Annotated in this window: 23 protein-coding genes, 1 tRNA gene and 1 pseudogene; 13 read left to right on the top strand and 12 right to left on the bottom strand. The window is 63.5% G+C overall.

Annotated features, from left to right (window positions below):
• Nucleotides 1–170: 170 nt before the first annotated feature.
• Complete coding sequence (locus tag DYI24_RS28240; protein WP_349627736.1) at nucleotides 171–935, top strand: SPOR domain-containing protein; 765 nt, start codon at nucleotides 171–173, stop codon at nucleotides 933–935.
• Nucleotides 936–1,008: 73 nt separating this feature from the next.
• Nucleotides 1,009–1,389, top strand: a complete 381-nt coding sequence (locus tag DYI24_RS04880) for a hypothetical protein (protein WP_107344588.1) — start codon at nucleotides 1,009–1,011, stop codon at nucleotides 1,387–1,389.
• Here the strand turns inward: DYI24_RS04880 and DYI24_RS04875 are convergent.
• Nucleotides 1,349–2,959, bottom strand: a complete 1,611-nt coding sequence (locus DYI24_RS04875; RefSeq protein WP_164571453.1) for a glycoside hydrolase family 17 protein — start codon at nucleotides 2,957–2,959, stop codon at nucleotides 1,349–1,351. The genes DYI24_RS04880 and DYI24_RS04875 overlap by 41 nt on opposite strands.
• A gap of 286 nt (nucleotides 2,960–3,245) precedes the next feature.
• Between DYI24_RS04875 and DYI24_RS28235 the strand changes: the two genes are divergently transcribed.
• The 5 genes from DYI24_RS28235 to DYI24_RS04850 all read left to right on the top strand — a co-directional run bounded on the left by DYI24_RS28235 (nucleotide 3,246) and on the right by DYI24_RS04850 (nucleotide 7,789).
• Complete coding sequence (locus tag DYI24_RS28235) at nucleotides 3,246–3,830, top strand: beta-1-3, beta-1-6-glucan biosynthesis protein (protein WP_107346595.1); 585 nt, start codon at nucleotides 3,246–3,248, stop codon at nucleotides 3,828–3,830.
• Between the two features lie 187 nt (nucleotides 3,831–4,017).
• Complete coding sequence (locus DYI24_RS04865; RefSeq protein WP_164571452.1) at nucleotides 4,018–6,852, top strand: glycosyltransferase; 2,835 nt, start codon at nucleotides 4,018–4,020, stop codon at nucleotides 6,850–6,852.
• A gap of 153 nt (nucleotides 6,853–7,005) precedes the next feature.
• Nucleotides 7,006–7,081, top strand: a tRNA-Lys gene (locus tag DYI24_RS04860).
• Nucleotides 7,082–7,440: 359 nt separating this feature from the next.
• Nucleotides 7,441–7,584, top strand: a complete 144-nt coding sequence (gene pufB, locus DYI24_RS04855; RefSeq protein WP_011158204.1) for a light-harvesting antenna LH1, beta subunit — start codon at nucleotides 7,441–7,443, stop codon at nucleotides 7,582–7,584.
• A gap of 25 nt (nucleotides 7,585–7,609) precedes the next feature.
• Nucleotides 7,610–7,789, top strand: coding sequence for a light-harvesting protein (locus DYI24_RS04850; protein ID WP_011158203.1), 180 nt, complete (start codon nucleotides 7,610–7,612; stop codon nucleotides 7,787–7,789).
• Nucleotides 7,790–7,902: 113 nt separating this feature from the next.
• Here DYI24_RS04850 and DYI24_RS04845 read toward each other — a convergent pair whose 3' ends face one another.
• Both DYI24_RS04845 and DYI24_RS04840 read right to left on the bottom strand, forming a co-directional pair.
• Nucleotides 7,903–8,106 (bottom strand): hypothetical protein, encoded by a 204-nt coding sequence (locus tag DYI24_RS04845; RefSeq protein WP_011158202.1) that lies wholly within the window; start codon nucleotides 8,104–8,106, stop codon nucleotides 7,903–7,905.
• Between the two features lie 90 nt (nucleotides 8,107–8,196).
• Nucleotides 8,197–8,597 (bottom strand): annotated as a pseudogene (locus DYI24_RS04840) (RidA family protein).
• A 188-nt stretch (nucleotides 8,598–8,785) separates the two neighbouring features.
• Between DYI24_RS04840 and DYI24_RS04835 the strand changes: the two are divergent.
• A complete protein-coding gene (locus tag DYI24_RS04835) occupies nucleotides 8,786–9,676 on the top strand; it encodes a DMT family transporter (protein ID WP_164571451.1) in 891 nt (296 codons plus the stop codon).
• Here DYI24_RS04835 and DYI24_RS04830 read toward each other — a convergent pair.
• Nucleotides 9,673–9,918, bottom strand: a complete 246-nt coding sequence (locus tag DYI24_RS04830) for a BrnA antitoxin family protein (protein ID WP_164571450.1) — start codon at nucleotides 9,916–9,918, stop codon at nucleotides 9,673–9,675. The two genes, DYI24_RS04835 and DYI24_RS04830, sit on opposite strands and share 4 nt — an antisense overlap.
• A gap of 424 nt (nucleotides 9,919–10,342) precedes the next feature.
• Here DYI24_RS04830 and DYI24_RS04825 point away from each other — a divergent pair, with 424 nt between their 5' ends.
• The 4 genes from DYI24_RS04825 to DYI24_RS04810 all read left to right on the top strand — a co-directional run bounded on the left by DYI24_RS04825 (nucleotide 10,343) and on the right by DYI24_RS04810 (nucleotide 14,338).
• On the top strand, nucleotides 10,343–10,558 hold the full coding sequence (locus tag DYI24_RS04825) for a hypothetical protein (RefSeq protein ID WP_013502561.1): 216 nt from the start codon (nucleotides 10,343–10,345) through the stop codon (nucleotides 10,556–10,558).
• A 675-nt stretch (nucleotides 10,559–11,233) separates the two neighbouring features.
• A complete protein-coding gene (locus DYI24_RS04820; RefSeq protein WP_164571449.1) occupies nucleotides 11,234–12,730 on the top strand; it encodes a diguanylate cyclase domain-containing protein in 1,497 nt (498 codons plus the stop codon).
• Between the two features lie 68 nt (nucleotides 12,731–12,798).
• Complete coding sequence (locus DYI24_RS04815) at nucleotides 12,799–13,281, top strand: bacteriohemerythrin (protein ID WP_164571448.1); 483 nt, start codon at nucleotides 12,799–12,801, stop codon at nucleotides 13,279–13,281.
• Nucleotides 13,238–14,338 (top strand): HD-GYP domain-containing protein, encoded by a 1,101-nt coding sequence (locus DYI24_RS04810; protein WP_205523365.1) that lies wholly within the window; start codon nucleotides 13,238–13,240, stop codon nucleotides 14,336–14,338. Before DYI24_RS04815 ends, DYI24_RS04810 begins: the two co-directional genes overlap by 44 nt.
• Nucleotides 14,339–14,455: 117 nt before the next feature.
• Here the strand turns inward: DYI24_RS04810 and DYI24_RS04805 are convergent, their stop codons facing one another.
• The 7 genes from DYI24_RS04805 to coaD form a co-directional block, all read right to left on the bottom strand.
• A complete protein-coding gene (locus DYI24_RS04805; protein WP_164571447.1) occupies nucleotides 14,456–15,502 on the bottom strand; it encodes a helix-turn-helix domain-containing protein in 1,047 nt (348 codons plus the stop codon).
• A gap of 467 nt (nucleotides 15,503–15,969) precedes the next feature.
• Nucleotides 15,970–17,103, bottom strand: coding sequence for a tRNA guanosine(34) transglycosylase Tgt (gene tgt, locus DYI24_RS04800; RefSeq protein WP_164571446.1), 1,134 nt, complete (start codon nucleotides 17,101–17,103; stop codon nucleotides 15,970–15,972).
• Nucleotides 17,100–18,182 (bottom strand): tRNA preQ1(34) S-adenosylmethionine ribosyltransferase-isomerase QueA, encoded by a 1,083-nt coding sequence (gene queA, locus DYI24_RS04795; RefSeq protein WP_164571445.1) that lies wholly within the window; start codon nucleotides 18,180–18,182, stop codon nucleotides 17,100–17,102. The genes tgt and queA overlap by 4 nt, the downstream gene beginning before the upstream one ends.
• A 172-nt stretch (nucleotides 18,183–18,354) precedes the next feature.
• Complete coding sequence (locus DYI24_RS04790) at nucleotides 18,355–18,822, bottom strand: peptidylprolyl isomerase (RefSeq protein WP_107344579.1); 468 nt, start codon at nucleotides 18,820–18,822, stop codon at nucleotides 18,355–18,357.
• On the bottom strand, nucleotides 18,798–19,241 hold the full coding sequence (locus tag DYI24_RS04785; protein WP_164571444.1) for a UCP034077 family protein: 444 nt from the start codon (nucleotides 19,239–19,241) through the stop codon (nucleotides 18,798–18,800). The genes DYI24_RS04790 and DYI24_RS04785 overlap by 25 nt, the downstream gene beginning before the upstream one ends.
• A 9-nt stretch (nucleotides 19,242–19,250) precedes the next feature.
• The gene (locus DYI24_RS04780; RefSeq protein WP_107344577.1) at nucleotides 19,251–19,814 is read right to left on the bottom strand and encodes a peptidylprolyl isomerase; all 564 of its coding nucleotides are present in this window, start codon (nucleotides 19,812–19,814) and stop codon (nucleotides 19,251–19,253) included.
• A gap of 16 nt (nucleotides 19,815–19,830) precedes the next feature.
• Nucleotides 19,831–20,340: a pantetheine-phosphate adenylyltransferase gene (gene coaD / locus DYI24_RS04775; protein ID WP_107344576.1), complete on the bottom strand. Its 510-nt coding sequence runs from the start codon at nucleotides 20,338–20,340 to the stop codon at nucleotides 19,831–19,833.
• Between the two features lie 339 nt (nucleotides 20,341–20,679).
• Here coaD and DYI24_RS04770 point away from each other — a divergent pair, with 339 nt between their 5' ends.
• On the top strand, nucleotides 20,680–20,937 hold the full coding sequence (locus tag DYI24_RS04770) for a hypothetical protein (protein WP_107344575.1): 258 nt from the start codon (nucleotides 20,680–20,682) through the stop codon (nucleotides 20,935–20,937).
• Between the two features lie 185 nt (nucleotides 20,938–21,122).
• Here the strand turns inward: DYI24_RS04770 and DYI24_RS04765 are convergent.
• Nucleotides 21,123–21,709, bottom strand: a 587-nt coding sequence (locus DYI24_RS04765) for a DNA gyrase C-terminal beta-propeller domain-containing protein (RefSeq protein WP_283810834.1), incomplete at its 5' end; no start/stop codon positions are given.

The raw sequence follows: 21,709 nt of genomic DNA, 5'->3' as shown, positions 1-21,709 counted from the left end.
TGTTGGAAGCAGGCTCGATCGCACCTAGCTTCTTGGCAGGCGCGCCGGTCGCTCCGGTTGAAACCAAGCCCAATACGCCCGCCGCGCCTGCCAAGAAGCTAGGTGCGATCGAGCCTGCTTCCAACACGGCCGCTCCGGCGCCATCTCCTGCGGTCGCTGCAGGCGCTGCAGTGACACCCGCTCCGGCCAAGCCGGAAGAACCGGCCGCGGCCCAAGCCCCTGCTGCTGTTGAGGCGAAAAAGCCGTCGGATGACAAGGCGGTGGCGGAGAAACCTCAGGAGAGATCTCGACTCGACAAGCCGCGGCTGGAGCCGGCCCCGCCGGAGCGGCCCGCGGCGCAGACGACGGCAGCGATGATTTCGACCACGCCGTTGATGACGTCGCGGTCGATCCTGGCACCGCCCGATCCCGGCGCCGCCAAGCTGCTCGAACCGAAGGCGGCGACGTCGCCGGAAGAGACCAGCGAGGACGCCGAGGCTGCCGCCGAGACCCCGGCGCCGCGCACTGACTTCGGCGTCGACCTCGGTGCCGCCAACACCGTCGAGGGGCTGCGCGGGTTGTGGCGCAAGCTGTCGAAGACGCAGAAGGCGCTCAAGGGCCTGCAGCCGATCATCATGATCAAGGAAAACGGCAACGCCACCCAGTTGCGGCTGGTCGCCGGTCCGATCGCTGACGCCGCCGCCGCGGCGAAGGTCTGCGCGGCGCTCGGCAGCGCGGACCGGTCCTGCGAAGCGTCGGTCTATGACGGCCAGCGACTGCCGATGGCGGCGCCTGCGAGCGCGCCCCAACCGGCGCCACAGCGCCCGGTGCGCCGGCATCGCGAGCGCGTGACACTGCAGCAGCCCGAACCGCCACCGCCTCCGCCGGCACCAGCGCAGGATGCACCTCCGCCGCCGCGGCCGGCCACCCTGTCATCGATCCTCGGCATCCGCTAAAAGCTCGGGGCGGCCTCGGTCACGAACGCCGCGTCAGCTTGTTCGCCCTCTCGAAGCGCAGCATAATCACGCTATGAAGAAAAAGCCGTTCCGCCTTACTCCGTATCAGGTGCAATTCCTGCTGATCGTCGGTTTCCTGACCGTCGGCTACGCGCTGTACCTGCGCTACCTCGCGATCGAGCTGTCGACCGTGGCTCTGGCCTGCGACGCAGGTTTGCGCTCGATGCTGTGCAAAGCCCGATTGCTGATGACGTATCTGTTTCAGAATTCGGTGTTCGGCATCGCCGCGTTGGTGATCGCGGCGCTGCACTTCATCCGACCGTCGATCGTGCTGCTGACCGGCGGCGTGATCTGCGCCGGCCTCGGCATCGTGCTCTACAATATCGGCCTGTCCGGGATCGCGATCGGGCTGCTTATTTTGGGGTTTGCGCGACCCGCGCCCGCCACAGCGTGAGCGCGAGCATCGCGTAAACTGCGCAGGTCCACAGCGACTGCCAGTTCTTCGGCCCTTCGTTGAACACCGTGTACAGCGCGCAGACGGCGAACAGGCCGGCGAACGAGGCTTCGGCGATCGGCCGGAGCCCCTGCTGCGGCCGGTTCAGCAGCATCAGCAGGAACAGCGGCACCACCGCCATCGTCAGCGACGCGAACGGAAAGTCGCGGTAGCGCGGATCGAAGGTGAAGCCGAGCGCGGTCTGGGCGCCGATCAGCACGGTGACCGCCACAGCCAGACCAAGCGCCAACGTCGCAAACGAGTGCGACCGGTCTTCGCGCGGCCCGAACAGATCCAGGAAGGTCGGAAGCGGCCGGCCGGACATCAGCGCATGCGCGCCAAGGATCGGCGTCAAAATGCCGCTGGCGAGCAGCAGGCTCCACTGCGCCCAGCGCCCGACGCCGTAGCTTTCGACCAGCAGCTTGTCGACCGCGATACCAAGCAGGATGCCGGCGACCGTCGCCGACGTGCCGACCGCCAGCCAGGAGATCAGCCGCGGCGCCCACGGGCGCCGACGCAGCGTCAGGATTGCGGTCAGAAATACCAGAACGCTCAGCGTCATGCCGGCGGCAGCATCGAGCTTCCAATACGGGAAGTTGCTGATCGGCACACCGGCCGGATACTTCTCGGCACGGTTGTCGGCGTCGATCAGGCCCCAATAACCGCCGACCGTGCCTTCGAGGTCGCGCTTCCAAGGCTGGTCGTAGGCTTCGATCAAATTGACGCGGAAGTTCTCCGCCTTGGCGAGAGCGAGGATCTCCGACACCACCCGCGCCTGGTTGGCACGCGACGGCAACGCGCCTTCGCGCATCCGGCCGGCGCTCGGCCATCCGGTTTCGCCGATCAGGATTTCCTTGCCCGGGAACGCGACCGCGACCTGCTTGCGGATCGCGTCGACGTGGTTCGCGGCGTAGCGGGCGCGGACCGGCATGTCCTCCCAGTACGGCAGGATATGGATCGTGACGAAATCGACCGCGTCGTAGATCTCGCGGTTACGCAGCCAGTATTCCCAGACGTCCGCATAGGTCACCGGCACCTTGGCCTGCGCCTTCACCAACCGAATGGTCGCAGCCAGGTCCGCCGTCGTCATCTCGCCGCGAAGCAAGACTTCGTTGCCGACCACCAGACCTGTGATCACGTCCGGATAGGCTTTGGTGAGTCCGACCGCGGTCGCGATCTGCGCAAGGTTCTTCGAGCGGTCGTTCGACAGCCAGATGCCCTGCAGCACCTTCAGCCCGACCTTGGCAGCGAGCGGCGGAAGCTGGTCGAGGCCGTTATCGATCGAATAGGTACGAACGCACTTCGAGATCTTGGCGAGCTGCGCCATATCCTGCGCGATCTGCTCGGCGTCGATATGCGTCGTCGGATCGAGCGGCGTCTGCGCGCCGCGGAACGGCGCGTACGAGACGCATTCCAGTTTGGAGTTGGCTTCGATCGGCGCTCGTTCGAGCGTGATCGGCGTGGCGATCCACCACCACACACCGAAGATCATGGCCAACGAGATCGGGATCAACAACAGCGGCGTGCGCAAGGATTTGGATTCCGTCCGTTGCAAAAGGGTCCCGTCGATTAGCCGCTTGCGACCGATCTGCCAAGGCCGCCTTGTGCACTGCGCCGTTCAGCCGCCACGACAATAGACGTTCTTCCGCCATCAATTCGTCGCCATGCACCGAAGGACGAACTGCCATTGCTGGACAAAATCAAAAATGTCCGTCATGGGATTCTGCCGAGGGCCACGCCCTATCGGCGACGAATTCAAGCGGCATCAGGTGGATGGACCGGCGCCGCGATGGCCCGGCAACGAGATCGGGGACACGATGCGACGAGTATTCCTTGAGTTCCAGAACGCGATGCTGCGTTGCCTGGCCGTGAGCGGTCTTGCTCTGTCGGTCGGCGTCGGCGGCGCGATCGCCCAGAGCGGCGATCTGCGCGCCCAGGATCAGACGCAGAAGCCGCCGGCGGCCGCCAACAATCAGCCGGCTCAGTCGACTGCCGACGCGCTCAAGGAAAGTCAGAAGAAGACCGACGAATTCGCCGAGGCTGCGCAGGCGATCAACGGCCCCGCCGGCAATCCCGAATGCGTCTGGCTCGGCCGTCGCGTCGTGGTGCTGATGTGGCGCGATGACCTCGACACCGCGTTCCGTCACCTTGATATGTACGATCGCTTCGGCTGCCCGACGGGTCACATTCAGGCGGCATTCAGGTGTGTCGTGCGATCTGGTCCTATCGACCCGAAAGCTCCCGACAGTCTCAGCGGACGCGTGCACGCATGCTGGATCAATCCGACCGCCCAGCAGCAGCCTGCCGCAGCGGCCGCAACGCCTCCCGGTCCGGCCGCGAAGCCGGCGCAAGCGCCTGCCCCGCAGCAACCGGCGGCTCCGGCTCCCGCACCTGCGAAATAACTCCGCGGCGCGCTGGAACGTTCGGGATTTTCTCGGGTTTGGTCGCCGGACGCCCTCAATTCGCCATGGGGTCGGCCGAGTTGCTTGGACACGGGGCGCATCCGTACAGTGATGCGCCCACGATGTGGACAGACCTCGGGGACGGGTTAGTCCACCTGCCAAACTGGCCCCTTATGGTTTAGTCGCGATGCGCGCTGTCGTCGCCGTTCTGCTTTTCGTCACCGCCGCTCACGCCGGGCTCTGGGGCCTCCTTCGGGAGAAACAACAAGCCGCCGACTTCACCGGCATGCTACCGAGCGTGTCCTACGCGCCGTTCGATGGCTCCGGCCATCCAGACGTCGACAACTTCCCGACCGCTGAGCGGATCCGCTCCGACCTTAAAAAGCTGGCGGCGCAGACCCGCGCCATCCGTCTGTATTCGTCGACCGGCGGTCCCGAGATGGTGCCGCCGATCGCCAATGAGTTCGGCCTGAAGGTCAATGTCGGCGCCTGGATCGACAAGGACGTCACCCGCAACGAGCGCGAGATCCAGGCCGCGATCGACCTCGCCAAGCACAATGCCAATGTCAGCGGCATCGTGGTCGGCAACGAAACGGTGTATCGCGGCGATCAGATCCCGCTGGAAAATCGCGGGCTGAGCGAGGAAGAGCGCTACCGGTTGGTCGCCGAAGAGAACCAGCGGGTCCGCGACGCCGAAGCGCAACCGGCCGACAAACGTGACGAAGCGGTGCGCTGGGCCACGGCCGAAAACAACGTCCGCCGTCTGACCCGGCTGATCCAGCGCGTGAAGTCTCAGGTCAAAGCGCCGGTCACCTCTGGCGAAATCTGGAACATCTGGCTCGAGCATCCCGAGCTCGCCTCCTCGGTCGACTTCATCGCCGCGCACGTCCTGCCGTACTGGGAAGGCTTCTCCGCCAAGCAGGCGGTCGATCAGGGGATGATCATCTATCAGAAGCTGCGCGAGGCCTTCCCCGGCAAGCGCATTGTGATCGCCGAATTCGGCTGGCCGAGCGCGGGCTATAACCGCAAGGCCGCGGTGCCCGGTCAGTTCGAACAGGCGGTGACGCTGCGCAACTTCGTCAGCCGCGCCGACTCGATCGGCATGGAATACAACATCGTTGAAGCGATCGATCAGCCCTGGAAGTTCTTCGAAGGCGGCGTCGGTCCGTATTGGGGCTTCCTCGACGCCTCGCGCCAGCCGAAGTTCGCCTGGACCGGCCCGGTGGTCGATCCGAACTATTGGAAGCTCGCCGGCATCGCGCTGCTGGTCGGCATCCTGCTGTCGCTGCCGATCCTGCAGCTCGCCGCGCCGACGGCGATGCAGACGCTGCTACTGTCGGCGGCCGCCCACGGCGCCGGCGCCTGGGCCGCGACGGTGTTCGCCTATTGGAACGGTCATTACTTTTTGTTCGGCTCGGCCTTCGCGCTGACGCTCGGCATGATCCTGCTGGTGCCGCTGGTGGCGATCGCCCTCGCCCGGATCGAGGAAATCTCGGCGGTCGCATTCGGCCGCAAGCCGCGCCGCCTGATCACCCGCGCCCTCACGGACGCCCAGGAAGCCCAGCGCGCCGCCGCGCTCGCCAAGGGCGAACCGGTGACATTTCCCAAGGTCTCGATCCACGTCCCGGCGTATTTCGAACCGCCGGAGATGCTGAAGCAGACGCTGGATGCGCTGGCGCGGCTCGATTACCCGAACTTCGAAGTCGTGGTGATCATCAACAACACGCCCGACCCGGCCTTCACGCAGCCGATCCAGGATCACTGCCGCGAGCTCGGCGAGCGCTTCAAGTTCATCAACGCCGAGAAGGTCAAAGGCTTCAAGGCCGGCGCGCTGCGGATCGCGATGGAGCGCACCGCGGTCGATGCCGAGATCATCGGCATTATCGACGCCGACTATGTGGTGACGCCGGACTGGCTGAAGGACCTGGTGCCCGCGTTCGACGACCCGCGGGTCGGCCTGGTGCAGGCGCCGCAGGAGCATCGCGACGGCGACCGCTCGCTGATGCACTACATCATGAACGGCGAATATGCCGGGTTCTTCGACATCGGCATGGTCCAGCGCAACGAGTACAACGGCATCATCGTGCACGGCACGATGTGCCTGATCCGCCGCGCCGCGATGGACATGGCCGGCGGCTGGTCGAGCGACACCATCTGCGAGGACTCCGATCTCGGCCTCGAGATCATGGAGCACGGCTGGCTCACCCACTACACCAATACCCGCTACGGCTACGGCCTGCTGCCGGACACCTATGAGGCGTTCAAGAAGCAGCGGCATCGCTGGGCCTATGGCGGCTTCCAGATCATCAAGAAGCACTGGCGCCGGTTCCTGCCCGGCAACAGCCGCCTCTCCCGCGACCAGCGCCGCGAATTCGGCCTCGGCTGGCTGAACTGGCTCGGCGCCGAAAGCCTCGGCGTGGTGGTGGCGATCCTCAACCTGATCTGGGTGCCGATCGTGGCGTTCGCCGACATCGCGATTCCCGACAAGATCCTCACCCTGCCGATCATCGCCTCCTTCATCGTCACGCTGGCGCACTTCCTGGTGCTGTACCGGCTGCGGGTGAAGATCGGCGTGCCGCAGATGCTGGGCGCGATGATCGCGGCGATGTCGGTGCAATGGACGGTGTCCCGCGCCGTCGCCCAGGGCCTGATCACCGAACACCTCGCCTTCGCCCGCACCTCCAAGGGTGGCTTGACGATGATGTCGGTGGAATTCCAGGCGTTCTGGGAAGCCGTCATCGGCGTGCTGCTGCTGATCGGCGCCGCGATCCTGGTGGTCTCCAACAGCAACATCCAGATCACCGAGATCTACATTTTCGCCGGCGTCCTGGTGCTGCAGAGCCTGCCCTTCCTGGCGGCGGTGGCGATCGCGATTCTGGAAAACTCGCGAATCAACCAGTTCGGCTGGTGGACCGCGACCGCGGTGCGGACCGCCGAATTGATCGGCCTGCGCCCCGTCGCGCTGCCGACCCCGATCCCGGCGCCGCAGAAGGTCGCCTCCGAACTTCACCGCGACGCGTAAGCGCGTCGCGGCCGTGCGCGCCAGCTGATTGGTTGCACGAGGAAGATTGGATAAATATCTGTGGGCTTGAGCCAATTCGGCTTTGGCTGCGGCTGGCGCGGTTACCGCGGGTATTGACCCCGCCGGCCCCGCCCCCTACACAGCGCCTCACGTGAGCGCGTAGCTCAGCCGGTAGAGCACGTGACTTTTAATCATGGGGTCGAGGGTTCGAGTCCCTCCGCGCTCACCATGCGCCTTATCCGTCAGATCGAAGACTGATCGGCTCGTCCAGAGCTGGCTCTTTATTCTCTTCGCTGACGGTCCACTTGGCCCAGCAGCTCCCAAATCGGTCGCCGTTCACCCATCCGCTCCGTGAGCTCGATTCGGCCGGGATTGCGCGCACCAAGGGACTTTTGGCAATCCGCTGGTCCACAATAAAGCGGCCCAACCCGGCATCTCGCTACCGCCTTACGACCAACGGATCACGCGGTACTCACGAAAATTTGAGCCGGCTCAATGTCCGGTCGGGGGGAGCGGGTCATTATGCGCGCCATCGAGGGCCGCAACGCGGCTCGGCGATGCGCAGAAACCCCATTATGAGGTCTCAAAATGGCTGACAAGACGCTGACCGGCCTGACGGTCGAGGAGTCCGAAGAGCTCCACAAGCACGTGATCGATGGCACCCGCATTTTCGGTGCGATCGCGATCGTCGCGCACTTCCTCGCCTACGTTTACTCGCCCTGGCTGCACTAATTAGCTGCCCAAAGGAGTATAGAATATGAATCAAGCTCGTATCTGGACTGTGGTGAAGCCGACCGTCGGTCTCCCGCTCCTGCTCGGCAGCGTCACCGTGATCGCGATCCTGGTGCACTTCGCTGTGCTGTCGCACACCACCTGGTTCTCGAAGTACTGGAACGGCAAGGCCGCGGCGATCGAGTCGTCGGTCAACGTCGGCTAATCAATACTGCTCTTCTGAGCTGTGTTGCCAAACCGGGCTCCGAAAGGGGCCCGGTTTTCGTTTGGGGGTACGCTGCCGCGGCGAGCCTTTGAACGCCCTCCCGCGGCGAGCGGTCAGGCCCTCGCCTTCGGCGCAGCCAGCGCTGTCGCGGTGCGCTTGATGGTCTTGGCGACCAACAGCGCCTGCTCCTTGGTCAAGGCGAAGTCCTGCACGCCCTTCTGGGTGGTCAGCGACAGAATCATCACCTCCGGCTGAGCCTCCGGCCAGCCGGTGGCGAAGGCGGTGACGAAATCGGCCGAGGTCGAGCGCTGGGTCATCGAACGAAACTCCTTGGAAAAGCTCGCGGCTCATTGGCCGAAACCGGCCGCGCTGGCAAGCATCCGCAAGGCTAAGTCGCCCAGGCTGCGTCACCGCGCCGGCACGAACGCCGTCACCTCGAGCTCGACCTTGGCCCGGGGATCGACCAGCCCGCCGATATAGAGCAGCGTCGACGGCGGAAAGTGCCGGCCCAGCGTCTCCTTCCAGGCCGCACCGATTCCGGCCCCAGCAGCCTCGTACTCGGCGCGGCTGGTGAGATACCAGGTCAGCCGCACGATGTGCTCTGGGCCGGCGCCAGCCTCCGCCAGCAGCCGGGTCACGCGGCGCAGCGCCGCGCCGACTTGCGCGGCGAGATCGTCCGATTCGTACTCGCCCTGATCATTGGTGCCGGTCTGGCCCGCCAGCACCAGCCACTGGCCGGGACCGTTGAAGGCGACGCCGTGCGCGAAGCCCCTGGCTTGGCCCATCCATCCGGTTGCAGCACCCGCATCGTCGATCCTCCCTTGGTCACCGGCTTGTTCGCCGCTTTGACGGCAATTGCGCGCACAAGCGGCTGCGGAAATCAACCGCAGCGGCCGCAGGCAGGCCTCTGCGGCGCGGCGGTTGCCAAGCCTGCCGTTGTCGAAGATAGAGCGACTTCAGGAAACGCCGACGCCATCAACGAGCCAAACCGCCGCGATGACCCGCTCTCCCTCGATGTTGAAGGCCGCGCTATGGATGGCCGGCTGGCTCGCGCTGATGGTGATCGTCGCCGTCGCCGGCCGCGAGACGCTGCGCGAATTGAGCGTGTTTCAGGTGATGGAACTGCGCTCGCTGATCGGCTTCGCGATGCTGTACCCGCTGATCCACAAGGCCGGCGGGCTGACCGCGATGGCGACGGCACGGCCGCTCGCGCATCTCAGCCGCAACCTGGTGCACTACGCCGCGCAGATCGGCTGGTTCTACGCGCTGACGCTGATCTCGATCGGCCAGGTGGTGTCGATCGAGTTCACCATGCCGATCTGGATCGCGATCCTGGCCGCGACCTTCCTCGGCGAACACATGAACGTCTGGAAGATCACCGCGGTCGTGCTCGGGCTGATCGGCGTCGTGGTGATCGTCCGTCCCGCCACCTCGTCGGTCGACCCGGGACAATTGATCGCACTCGGCGCCGCCGTCGGCTTCGGCATCTCGGTGACGCTGATGAAATCGCTGACCCGCACCGAGAGCACGCTCGCGATCATCTTCTGGATGCTGATCATCCAGAGCGCCGCCGGCCTGGTGCCGGCGTTGTGGCTATGGCAATGGCCGTCGGCCTATGTCTGGGCCTGGATCGTGATCATCGCGTTCTGCGGCACGTTCTCGCACTACTGCATGGCGCGGGCGCTGACTTACGCGGACGCCACCATCGTGGTGCCGATGGACTTCCTGCGGGTGCCGCTGTCGGCGACCGCGGGCTGGCTGCTGTATGGCGAGCGGCTCGATGCCTACACGGTGATCGGCGCCGCGCTGATCCTGACCGGCAATCTGCTCAATCTGCGCGGCGGACCGCGACCGCCCGCCGGAGCCCCGATCCGGAATGCACGCTAGTCGTCGAGGCCGGCGGCCTTGCGCAGCGCGGCGTTGATGCGGTCCTGCCAGCCCGGGCCGCCCTCCTGGAAGTATTCCAGCACGGCCTGATCGATCCGCAGCGACACCATCTCCTTCACGCCCGGCACCGCCTGCCGCTTCGGGGGAGCTTCCACCGGCTTGGCGGTGACCTTCTTGAAAGCGGCCTCCGCCTCGGTTCGGGCATCGTTCAGCGTGCGGGGTCGGCGGGGCGGTTGCGACATGGCGGTTTTCTCGGCAGGTTGAGCAGACTTAAGGCGTTGACGAGACTCGTCGAATGACCGGCGAGCACACTCCGCGACAGCTGAACAAAAGCCGCGCATCGCGGCGCACAAGACTCAGCTGTGACGGAATTTCTTACGGTTGATCACGCCCTCTTGCGGGCCGCAATAGTAATTGAATCGCTAACGAGCACGTTCGCAATCGAGATGTCGGCAGCAAAGCTCGCGCGAGGCGTGCAGTGCAGAATCGAATTTCTCAAAACGAACGCATTTGTGTTGCGACATCGTACGAGTTCCTAGTGTATAGTTCGAGCAACTGAGGTGGTGATCACTTCAGTCGAACACGGGCCTGACGTTTCAGTTCATTCGAACTCTCAGGCCATTCAATCAATCAGGTCCAACGCTTTTGGAAGATGAGGAGGTCACGATGCCGGCGATTGCTGAAGTCCTGTCGACCAACGTTCCTCGTCCCGCACCACGCGGCAGTGATCTCCCGACCTGCCCGGTCTGCGCCGACTCGATGGTCGCAGCCGAAGCATCGGCCTACCTCACCGAAAGCGTGGTGAGCTATCTGTGGACCTGCGACACCTGCGGCTATGGTTTCGTCACCAAGCACTCGGTGAAACGGTTTTCCTGCAACTAATCGGGCGACCGATCAGGCGTCCATGTCTGGGATCGTTCCCGACCGCATCGGACCACATCCGATGACGACGGGAACGGTCACGTAAAGATCGACGCCTCAACATCGGCAACACTGCGGGATCGCCATCAGCTTCATGAGGCTGCTCCGCCGCTCCTCGCGCCCTGCTGCTCAACGCGCATTGACCCCGCACGCTGAGTGGCGATATCACCTTGTGCGAGGAAACTCGGTCGAGCACTCTGTTAGGACAAACAAGCTACGATCGCCCTCACGCTCCCAAATTTCTCGACGTGGTGCCATCGGCGCTTCTCTTTGTCCCGCGCTTGTGCCGGTAAGCCAATCCTCTCTGGCTTTCGCGACCGAACGCCTGCACCGCCAATTGCGTGCGATACAGGCCGAATGATCCGGGCGGAATCCCGATCAAACGCGACGCCATCCGCGATTGGGCACCCAAAGATTGGGACGGATTGCCACTTCTAAAAGACGCATTGCAAAGCGGGCCCGCTTCCAACCGTCTTCCATTAAGTTCCCGACAGCAATCCCCTTCTTAGCATCTGATCCTGACGCTCCCGATTTCCGGGGATGAGGACCGACCCTCCGCGCAATCACACCATGCGCGCCGGCTCGCAGACCACTCATCGCGTCGGTTGGCACTTGGCATAATAGCGAACGGCTAAAATGTACTCTGCACTCGACCGATCTTGGACAGATCAGCTTTCACAGAAAGCTATTCAGAAAGCAACAGAGCTCAATCTGCCTCTCAATCCGGAGATTTACGAAGTTCTCTTTGTGTACTTCCTCGGCTCACACAAATCATTGAATACCGCGTTCGATGCGTTGACCGCACAGACCAGCAGCCCCACAGCTCGCGATCTCGCACGGCTCCACCAAACCCACCTCTCCGCTCGTTCGACCGCCGGACGCATCGACTCGATCGGCGAGTCCGTTCGCGACCAAACCACCAGCATCGCCACTGCGATCACGACCGCGTCAACGGCGACGGCGCATTACCAACACGTGCTCGCAACGGCCGGTCATGTGTTGCAGCTGGAGTCAACGAGCGGCAGCGCGCGGTTCGCGATCGACAAGATCATCGCGTGGACTGAACACATCAGTTCAACGAATGCGCTGTTGGTCCAGCAACTGCAATTGGCCGCCGAGCGAGTCGCGGCTCTCCAGCAACAACTCGACGATGTCCGCAAGGATGCAATGACCGACCCTCTGACCGGCGTCGGCAACCGGAAGCTATTCGACCTCACTTTGTCACGCACATTGCCGCGAGCGACCAAGGACGAACCGCTGTCGCTGCTTCTGATCGACGTGAACCATTTCAAGGATTTCAACGACACGTACGGCCACGCCGTTGGAGACGACATCCTTCGGCTGATCGCCAGAACCTTGCAGGACAGCGTTCGCGACGGCGAGCTTGTATGTCGTGTCGGCGGCGATGAATTCGCGACGATTTTGCCTGAGCAATCGCTTCACGATGCACTCGCCATGGGCGAACGAATTAGCACTCAAATCACGCAACGGAAGCTCTACCGGCGCTCCACAAAGCAGACAATCGGACGGTTGAGCGTCTCCATCGGAGCATCCGAATGGAACACCGGCGATACCGCAGAGACGCTATTCGAGAAAGCCGACCACTGGATGTACGCTGCGAAACGTGCGTCTCAGACTCAAGCGCCTCCTATCGATGAGAACGCTCCAAGTCGGCAAATTCGGTCGCCCACCGCCCTCGTTTGGCACGACTCCTACAGTTGCGGGCACCTGACCATCGATACACAACACCGCGCGCTCTTCGATCTGGCCAACAAGTACCTCGCCTGCGGTGCTGACGGTGGAGACTGTGATCGCATCGCACGATCTATCGTCGCGGCGGTTACCAAGCATTTTGCCAGCGAAGAGGCTGTCCTGCGAGCACATGGCTACGAAGAGCTCGACGCTCACATCGCCGAACACACACGCCTTCTTGCCGAGCTGAAGGACCGGGTGTGCGCCGTTCTGGCCGGGCAACAGCCACGCGACCACCTGAGCGACTTCATCATCCAGTCGGTCGTTCTCGGCCACCTCATGCACGATGACCGACGCTTCTTCGCAATCGTCACTCAAACTTCAAGCCACGCAAACGGAGACCCCCGGCCTAAGCACGAGAAGTGCGCTTCCCCCGGATGAAGAACGCACCCTACCGCAAAGAACTCCATCCGCCAGACTCCAAGCTCTGCACCAGTGGAACCGCTCCCATGACGATCACTTGGAAACCATCTCACGCGATAGACAATGGCATTATTGATGAGGACCACAGGGCCATCATTCAAGCCATCAGTTCCATCTACAGCCTGCTGGGCGACAACGAAGACGCAGTCCAAATCCTCGCAGCCACCCGAGAACTCCGAACTCTAGCCGAAGCGCACTTCGCTCGCGAAGAGCATCTGCAGGAGCTTCTCAACTTTCCCAATCGGGACGCTCATCGCGATGAACATATCGATCTGCTGAATGAAATTGACCTTCTTCTACGCGAGCTCGAAACGGCTGCCGAGAAGGTGTCGAGTGCCATGCGATTTCAGCTGAAAGGCTTCTTTCATCGATGGATTCTTGACCACGCCCTGGCGTCAGACCTCGAGATGCAACCGTACTTGGCCCCCACCATCAGTTCCGATAACCGCATTTGGCAAGCCGACAATGAACTCGAAGACCGTTACTGCGACAGCTTTACGATTCACTGATCGCACACCCGCGAGTTCTCCCGCCCGGATCACGGTCATCACCGACTCGTCGGTCCGCACGAAGAGGCTCAAACAAGCGTTGCAGCGGCATATCAACGTCCAATACGTGACACTGCCGAAGACCTGCGCCCGACTGTCCTCGGACGATCAGCTCATCGTCTGGGCTGACCTCAAATCAGTCGAGACCATCTTTGCAATTCGTAAGTTTTTGGATCAGAATCGGGGCGTCACGCAGCGCATCTTCCTGATCGAGGATCGTATCCATCCCGCATCCGCCCAAGCATACGCGTTGGGGGCGACACACGTCCTGATCGTCGATCAGTCGATGACGTCGCTTCACCGGTTCTTGCGCGATTCCGCTGCCCACAATCCGGATGCCGAGACTGAGGCCGCGGCACAGCATAGCGCCCAAATGTTGGAAGCTTCGTTCACGGCCATGAGCAATGGCGAACTCGTGGACATCGATGGACTTCAAGACTGCGCCGATTCGACCATCAGCTGCCTCAATCGCCACGGCCTCTCTGGCTGGCTCGGCGTCGTTCGCCGCCATCATAAGGCCACCTATCAGCACGTCCTCCTGGTGAGCGGCGTGTTGGTGGACTTTGGCATCAGCCTCGGGCTTCGGCACGCTGATCTTCGAACGCTTCATCTGGCGGCCATGCTGCACGATATTGGAAAAGCAAAGATCCCGCTCAGCATTCTGGACAAACCAGGCCGACTCGAGCCCCAGGAACGACTGATCATCGAACGGCACCCCTCGATTGGCTTCGATGCATTGCAGGACAATCCCCGCGTGACGCCTGAAATTCTCGACGGTGTAAGGCACCACCACGAGTATCTCGACGGCACCGGGTACCCCGATCGGCTGTCCGGCACTGAGATCAGCGACATCGTTCGAATGCTGACCATCGCCGACATCTTCGGTGCGCTGATCGAGGAACGGTCGTACAAGCCTCCGATGCCTCGTCAACAGGCCTACAACATCCTGCTCCAGATGACGACGAGGCTCGAAACCCCACTCGTGTCAGCGTTCGAGACGGTCGCCCTCGAACGTTGAACTCACAATCTGAGACGAGGCTGCTGGTAGCAATTGGTCTCAACGCAGCCCAATCCCGACGTATGGAATTGCTAAACCTTCCACCGGGCAGCCAAGACGGCGATCATCCTTCGTCGGTCAGGTCATGCGAAGGAAGATATCGAGGGACCTTCCGCCCTCGCCGCCCGCACGACCTGCCGCCATCAGGGGAATCCGATCGGCTCGCGCGTCGGATGGGCTACAGCCATATTGCGCCCGGAACGCACGGCTGAACTCCTGCGGACTAACAAACCCAACGCTAAGGGCAATCTGGGCAATCCGTCTCGTCTCGTTTGGATCGCTGAGAGCTCGACAAGCCTGCGCTAGCCGATAATTCCTGATGTAAGCGGCTACGCCTCCGTGCGGCTCAAACAGGCGATACAGCAGGCTTCGCGACACGCCGAGCCCGCTCGCAAGAGTTGCAGGAGACAACCTGGGATTGGCAAGCTGCGCTCTGACGATGCGCCGGGCCCGCTCGCACAGGCCCATCACCACTCCATCGCGGGCCTCACCGAGGCTCCGCGAACCCGGCACAAGGCACGCAGACAGCATCGCCTCTGTCGCCTTGGCGATACCTGGAGCGTCGTCCTGCTTCACATGCGCCAATTGCCGCTCGAGCGCCAAAAGGTAGTCCGAAAGCAAGGAGGCAAGCGGAGACTGAAGGATGCTGTTGTTGAGCTTGTCTAATGCCGCCGCGTCCTTTGCAAACAAATCGCGCGGAATGAACACCATCAGCGTCTCGATATCATTCATCTCACCGTGGCAGGCCTGCCCCAGCGAGTAGAATCCGATTAGACCAAATCGTTCGCTCGCGTTTCCGGCCGCCTTACGATCGCCAGCGATCGTGCAATTCGATCCAGACTTCAGAAGATAGAGATACCAATGGTCGGCGAGCGCCCGGCGAACGGCCTGCGAATCCCGCTTGAACTTGGCCCCGGGGTTCTTCTCCTGGCACACCGCGATGGCGCCCAGATCCCACGTCGCCAATTCCACAGGCCGTGTCAGCGATTTGGCAGAGTTTGGCTCGAGATCTGCAACATCGCGCAGCTTCTCTCGCCAGGCGTCGAACCGATCTTGACTGGAAAGGTCTGCCGTCGAGAAACGCGCAGGCTTGAGCAAGCGATCTGAATTGGCCGTCTTCGGCATCTCATGGTCTCCGAACGATCGCCCGTTTGCTTCTCCCTGCTGTCGACGATCAAATGATACGTCGGCATAGTGAGACCCACCCCCTTGGACATGATACTCCACGAGTAAATCTCGTGAAGTAAGACAACCGCATGGCTGGTTTTCACCCCGCCCGACTAACTACGCTCAACGTACTTGCCATCACCCCATGGATTCGGGGTCTCAGTCAGAATTTCGAGTTTGATTTGTCAGGAAAACGGTTAGTTCGCATGCTGGAAGCTGGGTTTTCCTGACAAGGCGAGAGCCCGCTTAGTATGAACGGCGTCTAGCCATGATCTCTGAGCATCGAGCAGAGGTCGTCGCCCAACGGCGTCAAACTAATGCCTGAATTCAAGCGTGAGGGGCTGGTCGCTCGATCAAGGTAATGAATCGGCCCGTTATGGGCCGGCAAGGGCGCAGCCAAGCGCCACGCCGTGCGCGCGGCCGATTTAGCGCGCGGCGATGTCACCCCGTTCCCAGCCCGCGCGGGTGCGGAGCCTGAACTCTTCGAACTGACCGGCGGCGATCGCGGCGCGGATGTCACGCATCAGCCTTTGGTAGTAGGCAATGTTGATCTCGGACAGCAACATCGCGCCGAGCGTCTCGCTCGACTTCACCAGGTGATGCAGATACGCCCGCGAACAGTTGCGGGCCGAGGGCCAATCGCTCTCCTCGTCGAGCGGCCGCGGATCGTCAGCGTGCTTGGCGTTGCGTAGGTTGATCGGGCCATACTGCGTGAACGCCAGACCGTGGCGGCCATTACGGGTCGGCATCACGCAGTCGAACATATCGATGCCGCGTGCCACCGCCTCCAGCATGTCCTCCGGCGTTCCGACGCCCATCAGATAGCGCGGCCGCTCCGCGGGCAGGATCGGCGCCGCCTCCTCGATCATCGACAGCATCACGTCCTGCGGCTCGCCGACCGCAAGGCCGCCGATCGCATAGCCGTGGAATCCGATGTCGATCAGCCCCTGCGCCGAGGCGTGGCGCAGCTCCGGCACGTCGCCGCCCTGCACGATGCCGAACAGCATGTAGCCGTCCGGCGCGGCTTCGAAAGCGCGCTTGCAGCGTTCGGCCCAGCGCAGCGACAACTGCATCGCCCGCTCGATATCGGCGCGATCGGCCGGCAGCCGCACGCATTCGTCGAGCTGCATCGCGATGTCCGAACCGAGCAGACGCTGCACCTCGATCGCGCGCTCCGGCGACAATTCGATCGCCGCGCCGTCGATATGCGAGCGGAACGTCACCGCCTGCTCGTTGACTTTGCGAAGCTGCGCCAGCGACATCACCTGGAAGCCGCCGGAGTCGGTCAGCATCGGACCATTCCAGGTGGTGAATCGCTGCAAGCCGCCGAGCGCCGCGATCCGCTCGGCGCCGGGCCGCAGCATCAGGTGATAGGTGTTGCCGAGCACGATATCGGCGCCGGCGTCGCGGACTTCGCGCCAGTGCAGCCCCTTCATCGCGCCCGCGGTGCCGACCGGCATGAAGGCCGGGGTGCGAACAACGCCATGCGGCGTGGTGAGCCGGCCGGTGCGGGCGGCGCCGTCGGTCCCGAGCAGTTCGAAGTGATTGGGCACGGTCATGGGGTGATGTCGTTCCGGAACAGCAGGCTGGCGTCGCCGTAAGAGTAGAACCGATAGCCGGTTCGAATGGCGTGGGCGTAGGCCGCCTGCATGGTGTCGAGACCGCAGAATGCCGACACCAGCATGAACAGCGTCGACCGCGGCAGGTGGAAATTGGTCATCAGCACGTCGACGGCGCGGAAGCGATAGCCCGGCGTGATGAAGATCGAAGTCTCGTCGGCGAATGGCGCGATGCGGCCGTCATCGCGCGCCGCACTTTCCAACAAGCGCAGCGACGTGGTCCCGACTGCGACGACCCGGCCGCCGGCTGCGCGCGCTGCGTTCAACGCATCCGCGGTGCCGGAGCTGATCGTGCCCCATTCGGCGTGCATGCGATGCTCACTGGTGTCCTCTGCCTTCACCGGCAGGAACGTTCCTGCCCCGACATGCAGCGTGATCCGGTGCAGCCCGACGCCCCGCGCGGCCAGCGCGGCTTCGAGTTCGGCGGTGAAATGCAGCCCCGCGGTCGGCGCCGCGACCGCGCCCTCATTGACGGCGAACATGGTCTGATAATCGGTAGTGTCCTGCGTGTCGGGCGGGCGCTTGGACGCGATATAGGGCGGCAGCGGCGTGGCGCCGATCTCAGCGATCGCCTGGTCGAGCACCGGGCCATGGAACGAGAACGCCAGCGTCACCTCACCGGCTTCGCCCTTGGCCTCCACAGTGGCGTCGAGATGCCCGAGCAGGCAGACCCGGCCGTCATGGCCGAAGCGCACCACGTCGCCCGGCAGCAGCTTCTTGGCGGGTTTGACCAACGCCTGCCAGCGGGCGCCGTCGAGCCGCTTGATCAGCGTCGCTTCGATCTTTGGCTCGAGGCCGCGGCCGATCCGGCGACCGGTCAGCTGCGCCGCGATCACCCTTGTATCATTGACCACCAGCTGATCGCCGGGCGCCAGCAGTGACGGCAGATCGCGCACGATCCAATCCTCGAGCGGCGCGCCGGGGCGCACCACCAGCATCCGCGCGGCATCGCGCGGGCTCACCGGCCGCAGCGCGATGTTCTCGGCAGGCAGATCGAAATCGAACAGATCGGTGCGCATGATTCCAGTACGTCATTGCCGGGCTCGACCCGGCAATCCATCCTCTTCAAAAAGATGGATGCCCGGGCCTCCGCCGCGCCGAAGAGGGCTACGGCCCCGCAGGCGGATCAAGCCCGGGCATGGCACCTTCTTGATGGCGACGCCGGCCTGAACGCGGCCGACGTATCACTGATCAAGCCGCAGCGTCGGCCGCGATGCTGGCCTTGACGATCTTGTCCGGATCCTTGACCGGCTCGCCGCGCTTGATCTTGTCGACGTTCTCCATGCCTTCGATCACCTTGCCCCAGACGGTGTACTGCTTGTCCAGGAAGCGGGCGTCGTCGAAGCAGATGAAGAACTGGCTGTCGCCGGAGTCCGGATTGGCGGCACGGGCCATCGACGCGGTGCCGCGGACGTGCGGCTCGGCGTTAAACTCGGCCTTCAGCTTCTTGCCGGAGCCGCCCATGCCAGTGCCCTGCGGGCAGCCGGTCTGCGCCATGAAGCCTTCGATCACGCGATGGAACACGATGCCGTCGTAGAAGCCCTCGCGCACCAGCTCCTTGATCCGGGCAACGTGGTTCGGCGCCAGATCCGGGCGCATCTCGATCTTGACGGTGCCCTGGGTGGTTTCGAGGATCAGGATGTTGTCGTTATCAGCCATGCTCTCTTCTCTGTTGGTTTGGGACTCTGTCTGCGATCATCGAACCGCAGCGTGAACGGACGTCCGGCGACGGCGCCCCCCATCGAGGGCGTGAATGGCAGCGGCGTGCATCGCTGCAACGCCTCCATCACCGCAACGCGATAGGCCAGGCTGTCGTCCCGGCCGGCCTCCGGGCTTTCAAAGGTGATCCGCGGCTTGCCGAGGATCTCGCCGCTGCGCGTGAAGCTCACCAGCACGGTGATCTGCATGCCGGGATTCCCGGTAGGCAGACGCGGCGGACGCCAGCATTGCTTCATCGCGGAAAACAATGCGTTGAGATTGTCGATCGGTGCGTTCTGCGCAGACGCGGGGCGAACGGTGAGACCGATCGCCCCTGCGATCAAGGCTACCGCGACTGTCGTCAGTCGACGCGGCAGCATTGAGATCGCCTATTTGACGTCGGAGGCGACCTGGACCTTCACCATCTTGTCCGGATCGGTGACGGCACCGCCGGGCGAGGTCGGCGAAGCCTTCTTCAGCTTGTCGACGACATCCATGCCGGACACGACATTGCCGATCACGGTGTATTGGCCGTTCAGGCTCGGGCCGTCGGCGAACATGATGAAGAACTGCGAATTGGCGCTGTCGACGCTGTCGCCGCGCCGGGCCATGCCAACGACGCCGCGGGTGAACGGCACGTTGGAGAATTCCTGCTTCAGGTTCGGATACTTCGAACCGCCGGTGCCGTTGAAGTTCTGACCGTCGCCGGTCTGCGCCATGAAGCCACCCATCACGCGGTGGAACGGCACATTGTTGTAGAAGCCTTCGCGGGCAAGCTGCTTCAGCCGCTCGGCGTGCTTGGGCGCGATGTCGGCCCGGAGCGCAATCACGATGCGGCCCTTGGTGGTGTCGATGACGAGCGCGTTCTGCTTGTCGAGATTGGCGGGCAGCGGCTGCGCCAGCGCCGGCAGCGCGAACAGCAGCGCCGCGAAGAGGCCGATCAGACGGATCATGAAAACTCCGGGTCGGTTAGGCCGGCGAGCCGGCGGCAAACTTGGATTTCAGGGCAGACGCCACCTCGGCCGGAACAAAGGCCGAGACGTCGCCGCCCATCGCAGCGATCTGCCGCACCAGTGTGGCGGTGATCGGGCGCACACCGACCGAAGCCGGCAGGAAAACGGTATGGATTGCCGGCGCCATGGTCTCGTTCATGCCGGCGATCTGCATCTCGTAGTCGAGATCGGTGCCGTCGCGCAGGCCGCGGATCATGATGGTCGCCCCCACCTTCTCGGCCGCGGTCACGGTGAGATTGTCATAGGTGGTGCAGCCGAACGCGCAGCCGGCCGCCTTGGCGACCGGGCCGAACACCTGTTCGACCATCGCGAGGCGCTCCTCGGTGGTGAACAGCGGCTTCTTGCCGGGATGAATGCCGATCGCCACCACGAGCTTGTCGCACAGCGCCACGGCGTGGCGGACGACGTCGAGATGGCCGTTGGTAACGGGATCGAAAGACCCCGGATAAAGCGCGATGCGTGACATCCGGCCCGTCTAGCGCGGCGCGCGGGATCGAGCAAGCGGCGCCAGTTCCTTCAAAACTGCAGCTGCCAGGCGGATTTATTTCGCGCTGCGGATCGAACCGGATCGCCGCTTCGCGCGTCTTCTGCATGGTAACGCGAGGCGCCTGAAAACACTCACGTTTTTACGGGTTTGTTTCATGCGCCCGAAAGCCAAGAAACAAATCACGGCGGTCATGAAACCTGAATGGCCAGGCGAAGAAGACGTTCTGAAACCAGCGCTGGGTAAACCAGCCGCATCGGGAAGCGACAAAGCACTCCAGGCCGAAACGGCCGGACCATCGAGACGACAGGGGACACCGTCATGATCAAGGCTCTTTCCGTGATCGCGATCGCCGCCTTTGCTGCCGCGGCAGTCACAATTCTTCCGGGCTTTGCCCCTCAGGTCGAAGCCAGCGTTCCGCAGGCCCTGGCCAAGGGCGACCGGCTCGACATCCGTCCCCTCGGCACTGCCTGCTCGGAGCAGGCGTGGCCGAATTTTGAGCCGTCCTGCCTCCGTAACGCCAATGCCAGCCACGCGCCGATCGGCCAGGCGCGGCTGGTGACGGCGGAACGACATTAAGGTTTTGGCGTTATCCGACCGCTAGTTTCCGCAAAGCGCTTCCCTCCAAGGGCGCTCTGTACCGAAGACCCCCGAGTTGCCCCCTCGGGGGTCTTTCGATTCCGGCGCTCGTGAAGCCTGCTGACGGCGCGCCATAGCGTGGCGCTGAGGCGGCGAGCGGACGCCGCCTCTACTCGAGCGGCGGCCTAGCCGCCGTTGCCGTTGTCGCCGTCGTCGGTCTCGGGGATGCGCTCGACCGAGACGACCTTCTCGTCATCCGCGGTGTCGAACACGATCACGCCCTGCGTCGAGCGGCCGGCGACGCGAATCCCTTCGACCGGGCAGCGGATCAGCTGGCCGTTGTCGGTGACCAGCATGATCTGGTCGGAGTCCTCGACCGGGAACGACGCTATCAGCTTGCCGTTGCGGCTGTTCACCGACATCGCCACGATGCCTTTGCCGCCGCGCCCGGTGGTGCGGTACTCGAACGACGAGGTCCGCTTGCCGTAGCCGTTCTCCGAGATCGTCAGCACGAACTGCTCGGACGCCGACATCTCGGCATAGCGCTCCTGCGACAGCGCCGCGGACGTATCGCCCTCCTCAGCTTCAACTTCCGGCGTCTCGATCGGCTCGTTCTCCTCACCGGTCGCGGCACGGCGGATCGCGCCGGACTGCTTCAGATAGGTGGAACGTTCGGCCGGCGTCGCCTCGAAGTGACGCAGGATGCTGAGCGAGATCACCTTGTCGCCGGACGACAGTGCGATGCCGCGCACGCCCATCGAGGTGCGGCCGC

The sequence above is a fragment of the Rhodopseudomonas sp. BR0C11 genome, assembly GCF_010820945.1.
Taxonomy (GTDB): domain Bacteria; phylum Pseudomonadota; class Alphaproteobacteria; order Rhizobiales; family Xanthobacteraceae; genus Rhodopseudomonas; species Rhodopseudomonas palustris_H.
Note: the sequence above shows the minus strand (reverse complement) of the source record. Positions and strands in the feature narration are given on the sequence as shown.

What these genes read in the sequence shown, in the direction of transcription:
- DYI24_RS04880 (WP_107344588.1), top strand. Translation starts at nt 1,009, where the DNA reads ATGAAGAAAAAGCCGTTCCGCCTTACTCCGTATCAGGTGCAATTCCTG.
- DYI24_RS28235 (WP_107346595.1), top strand. Translation starts at nt 3,246, where the DNA reads ATGCGACGAGTATTCCTTGAGTTCCAGAACGCGATGCTGCGTTGCCTG.
- DYI24_RS04865 (WP_164571452.1), top strand. Translation starts at nt 4,018, where the DNA reads ATGCGCGCTGTCGTCGCCGTTCTGCTTTTCGTCACCGCCGCTCACGCC.
- pufB (WP_011158204.1), top strand. Translation starts at nt 7,441, where the DNA reads ATGGCTGACAAGACGCTGACCGGCCTGACGGTCGAGGAGTCCGAAGAG.
- DYI24_RS04850 (WP_011158203.1), top strand. Translation starts at nt 7,610, where the DNA reads ATGAATCAAGCTCGTATCTGGACTGTGGTGAAGCCGACCGTCGGTCTC.
- DYI24_RS04845 (WP_011158202.1), bottom strand. Translation starts at nt 8,106, where the DNA reads ATGACCCAGCGCTCGACCTCGGCCGATTTCGTCACCGCCTTCGCCACC.
- DYI24_RS04835 (WP_164571451.1), top strand. Translation starts at nt 8,786, where the DNA reads ATGACCCGCTCTCCCTCGATGTTGAAGGCCGCGCTATGGATGGCCGGC.
- DYI24_RS04830 (WP_164571450.1), bottom strand. Translation starts at nt 9,918, where the DNA reads ATGTCGCAACCGCCCCGCCGACCCCGCACGCTGAACGATGCCCGAACC.
- DYI24_RS04825 (WP_013502561.1), top strand. Translation starts at nt 10,343, where the DNA reads ATGCCGGCGATTGCTGAAGTCCTGTCGACCAACGTTCCTCGTCCCGCA.
- DYI24_RS04820 (WP_164571449.1), top strand. Translation starts at nt 11,234, where the DNA reads ATGTACTCTGCACTCGACCGATCTTGGACAGATCAGCTTTCACAGAAA.
- DYI24_RS04815 (WP_164571448.1), top strand. Translation starts at nt 12,799, where the DNA reads ATGACGATCACTTGGAAACCATCTCACGCGATAGACAATGGCATTATT.
- DYI24_RS04810 (WP_205523365.1), top strand. Translation starts at nt 13,238, where the DNA reads ATGAACTCGAAGACCGTTACTGCGACAGCTTTACGATTCACTGATCGC.
- DYI24_RS04805 (WP_164571447.1), bottom strand. Translation starts at nt 15,502, where the DNA reads ATGCCGAAGACGGCCAATTCAGATCGCTTGCTCAAGCCTGCGCGTTTC.
- tgt (WP_164571446.1), bottom strand. Translation starts at nt 17,103, where the DNA reads ATGACCGTGCCCAATCACTTCGAACTGCTCGGGACCGACGGCGCCGCC.
- queA (WP_164571445.1), bottom strand. Translation starts at nt 18,182, where the DNA reads ATGCGCACCGATCTGTTCGATTTCGATCTGCCTGCCGAGAACATCGCG.
- DYI24_RS04790 (WP_107344579.1), bottom strand. Translation starts at nt 18,822, where the DNA reads ATGGCTGATAACGACAACATCCTGATCCTCGAAACCACCCAGGGCACC.
- DYI24_RS04785 (WP_164571444.1), bottom strand. Translation starts at nt 19,241, where the DNA reads ATGCTGCCGCGTCGACTGACGACAGTCGCGGTAGCCTTGATCGCAGGG.
- DYI24_RS04780 (WP_107344577.1), bottom strand. Translation starts at nt 19,814, where the DNA reads ATGATCCGTCTGATCGGCCTCTTCGCGGCGCTGCTGTTCGCGCTGCCG.
- coaD (WP_107344576.1), bottom strand. Translation starts at nt 20,340, where the DNA reads ATGTCACGCATCGCGCTTTATCCGGGGTCTTTCGATCCCGTTACCAAC.
- DYI24_RS04770 (WP_107344575.1), top strand. Translation starts at nt 20,680, where the DNA reads ATGATCAAGGCTCTTTCCGTGATCGCGATCGCCGCCTTTGCTGCCGCG.